Source organism: Microcystis sp. M53598_WE2 (assembly GCF_030067735.1).
Classification (GTDB): Bacteria; Cyanobacteriota; Cyanobacteriia; order Cyanobacteriales; family Microcystaceae; genus Microcystis; species Microcystis aeruginosa.
Genome location: NZ_JASJFE010000406.1, coordinates 1 through 3,821 on the forward strand (window position 1 = coordinate 1; position 3,821 = coordinate 3,821).

The following is a 3,821-nucleotide window of genomic DNA, read 5'->3' on the forward strand; positions in this document are numbered from 1 at the left end:
CATAAATGCAAGCTATCAAGTCGGGTTTTGAATGGTTGTCATCCGTTATGATAATTGTACCAGAAGGCAATTGATAGCCTGTTAAATTCCCTTGTTTCCACCACCTCCAAGCCGTTCGATAACTTATTCCTGTTTTTTTTGCCTAGTCTGATAGTTTCCTGTCCACATATTGCCATGCTTGACTATATCTGATTATATTTCTCTTGAAACTTTAAAATACCCTCCGCTCAAAGACAGGGACAACCTTTGATCCTAGCCCATCGATAGAAAAACTACTATTAGGGCCACTGGTAGCAACAAGGTGAACGGTGACAGAACTTAACGGCCTATGATTAAAGAAACGAGGAATCAGAACCCTAAATAAATCCTCGCTCCGCCATTGCCTTGATTCTCCCTGATAATTATGGGACTTTTTGCCCGTCACCAAAACCTCCGTCAGTGGTTTAAATCCCAACACTTCGGACGTAGCGCAACCGATAGTCGCTATGCTTTACTGGTAGCCTGTTTAATCGGAATTCTCTCCGCCCTTGCCGCTATTATCCTGAAATTGGGTATCGGTTGGTTAGGTGGTTGGCGGGTGCATCTAGTAGCCAATTCCTCTCCTTTCCTAGTTTTGCCCCTCGGCGGTTTTCTGCTCGGTTACAGTGCCGGTTGGATTGTCGAACACTTCTCCCCCGCGGCCGCCGGGGGTGGTATTCCCCAAGTAAAAGCGGCCTTAGCTAAATATCCTTTGCCCCTGTCTTGGCGGGTCGCCCTAGTAAAAATGATCGGGGCGATCCTGATCCTTGGCGGTGGTTTAACCCTTGGTCGTCGGGCCCCCACGGTACACATCGGGGCGGCCCTAGCGGCTCAATTAAGCGTCTGGCTGCCCACCAGTCCCGATCACCGTCGTCAGATGATCGCAGCCGGGGCAGCCGCGGGGTTAGCGGCCGGTTTTACTACTCCCATCGCTGGGGTCCTCTTTGTGATCGAGGAATTAATGCGCGATGTCTCCAGTATGACCCTAGAAACGGCGATTGTGGCTTCCTTTACTGGGGCCGTGGTTTCGATGATGCTGCAGAATACCCCCTCAATGATCACTGAATATGCCAATATTAGCTTCTCTGCCCAAGAAATACCCATTTATTGCCTTTTGGGGGTTTTAGCGGGCTTATTGGGGGCTTTATTCAATCAAGGCATCCTTTTTTGTAGCCAGCTGCAGCGGCGTTGGCGGTTATCTCTGGCTTGGCGTATCGGTCTGGTCAGCTGGTTATCGGGAACGGTAGTGGCCTTTTTACCCGACTTTTTTCGAGATAATACGGGTTTACGGGAATTTTTGCTGGCAGGGGAATTAAGTTGGCAGAATACCGCCCTCGCTTTTGTGGTCTATTTTTTCCTGACGATGATCTCCTATAGTTCCGGCGCACCGGGAGGACTGCTCGCCCCCGCTTTGGTGTTGGGATCCTGTTTGGGGTTTCTGGTGGGGGGAATCGAGACGAAAATGATGGGTTTCGGCAGCGAACCTAGTTATACTTTAGCCGGTATGGGGGCTTTTTTTACGGGAGTAGTCAGGGTTCCGGTAACGGCGATCGTGATTGTCTTTGAACTGCATCGCAATTTTAATGTTGTGTTGCCCCTGATGTTGACCTGTGCCGTTTCTTATATCACTGCCGAAAGCATTCACCCCGGTTCCCTCTATCAGCATTTACTTTCCGCTAGTGGTATTATTCTCAACGAAGAAACCCCTTCTAATGATGTGTTGGCCCATCTGTCGGCTATGGATGTGATGCAATCGCAGGTGGAAATTCTGCCGGCGGATTTACCCCTGGGGGAAGTGGTGAAAATTATGTCCCGTTCCCATCATCGCGGTTTTCCCGTGGTGGAACAGGGGCGACTATTGGGGATTTTTACCCAAAGTGATCTGGATAAATGGCGCTCAAAAAACAGTCAAACAGTCCTACGGGAGATCATGACTCCCAATCCGATTACTGTGGCCCCCCAGGCAGCTTTAACCGATGTTTTATTTCTCTTAAATCGCTATCAGCTTTCCCGTTTACCCGTTACCGATGGTCAAAAACTGGTGGGGATCATTACCCGCACCGATATTATCCGGGTGGAAGCCGATCAATTGGGGGGAGTTTGTCAACTGCCCCAACCCAGTACCCCTTCCTATGTGGTTTATCAAACTCGTTCCCCAGCTGTGGGAATAGGCCGGATTTTATTACCTATTGCCAATCCTGACACCGCTACTGCTTTGTTTAAAATTGCTGCTGCGATCGCCGGTGAACGCAATTATGAGATAGATTGTCTCTATGTGATTACTGTGCCTCGTCTTAGTTCTCCGGCGGAAGTAAAGGTAGATACACGGGAAGGACGCAAATTACTTCATCGTCTGGAAAGATTAGCCCGACAGCAGCATATCTCTGTTCATACACAAATTTCTGTGGCTCAGGATATCGCCGACGGGATTTTAGCCACGATTCGCGAACGACACAGCAATTTATTAATTATGGGTTGGACGGGGGAAAAATCCACTACTGGGGCGATTTTCGGGTTTTCAGTCGATACTTTGATCGCTGAGGCTCCCTGTGAAACCATCTTGGTAAAATTGGGGACAAAGGATTGTTTTCCCAACGATCTTAATCGGGAAAGGATTTGGCTGATTCCCACTGCCGGAGGTCCCAATGCTCAACGAGCTTTAGCATTATTGCCTAGTTTGCTGTCTTTGTCCGAGTCTTCGGATCATCCCAAACTTTGGTTATGTAAAATTTATTCTCCGACGGAGTTACTGCCAGATCTGTCCACTTTGGAAGTTTTACAAGCATCTTTACAAAAAGCGATCGCACAGCCAGTCGTGCCTTTACCGATTCGTTCGGCCTCTCCGGCCGAGGCGGTAATTAATCTGGTAGAATCGGAAGATTGTTCCTTGGTGCTTTTGGGTGCATCTAGAGAGAGTCTGCTCAATCAGTTATTAAATGGCAATATCCCCTCGACGATTGCCCGTGCCGTTAATTGCACTGTGATTCTCGTGCGAGGGGAATTATCAGATTAGTTTATTAGCTAGGCGGAAGCTAAACTTAAACCGAAGGGTACGGTATTGTCAATTTTCGCCCCTTGACTTTCCTCTAGGGAATGGGGGTAGAATATTTCCCCCTCTAGTTGACCATCGGAGTCATCGTCATCCCCATCGCTGATATAAAGGCGTTCACAGGGGATGTTATCGGAAAGGATGGCACTGGCCATCATCCCCGTATGAATCTCTAAGAAAGCATCCGCTAGGGTCTCAAATACTAAACGCTGCCCGGGGAAAACCACCCTTTCAAAATACCAGTTAGCAATATTGGTGATGCGAACAATTTGAATATGACTGGTCGCATTGACATAGCAACAAAGAATACTATTTTTCTTGCCGTTGGGGAGGGGATCGAGAATCTGTGCCATAGCAATTGGGGTGATCTTAAAGTGGGTTTGTCATCGCTCCTTCACCCTAACATCCTTTGATCCCCGATAGTTGTAAAGATGATTACATTACTCTGATAAAAATCTACTGATCGCTTTTTCTGGTGATAGAAGGCGGTTTTTATTAAAAAATCATTAAATTTAACTAATGCCTAGTTTTGGCTATTTGTCAAGGGGGGAACTACGTTTTTTTGCTGTTTTTCTTGATTTTTTGCCCAGCTATTTAGGGTCTGCTGAATAAATCTAAAAACCTTGTTGGGTAAGACTTTTAGACTTTTTGGTTTCCAAAAAGTGCCAGATCCCGGAGTGATCGGGTGGAAAATTCCTGGACTTTTTCCCTGAAAATTAGGTAATTGACCCCCTCAAAATCGCTAAAACCCTAC

At 47.2% G+C, this 3,821-nt stretch carries 2 protein-coding genes; one reads left to right on the plus strand and one right to left on the minus strand.

Annotation, left to right across the window (positions count from 1 at the left end; translation table 11 throughout):
* The first annotated feature begins 403 nt into the window (after nt 1–403).
* Nucleotides 404–3,031, plus strand: a complete 2,628-nt coding sequence (locus tag PX636_RS08675; RefSeq protein ID WP_288116772.1) for a chloride channel protein — start codon at nt 404–406, stop codon at nt 3,029–3,031.
* 8 nt (nt 3,032–3,039) lie between these two features.
* On the opposite strand, the gene PX636_RS08680 is transcribed toward PX636_RS08675, so the two are convergent.
* Nucleotides 3,040–3,420 carry a DUF1830 domain-containing protein gene (locus tag PX636_RS08680; protein ID WP_002761692.1) on the minus strand — a complete coding sequence of 127 codons (381 nt, stop codon included), beginning with the start codon at nt 3,418–3,420 and terminating at the stop codon, nt 3,040–3,042.
* Nucleotides 3,421–3,821: the final 401 nt, after the last annotated feature.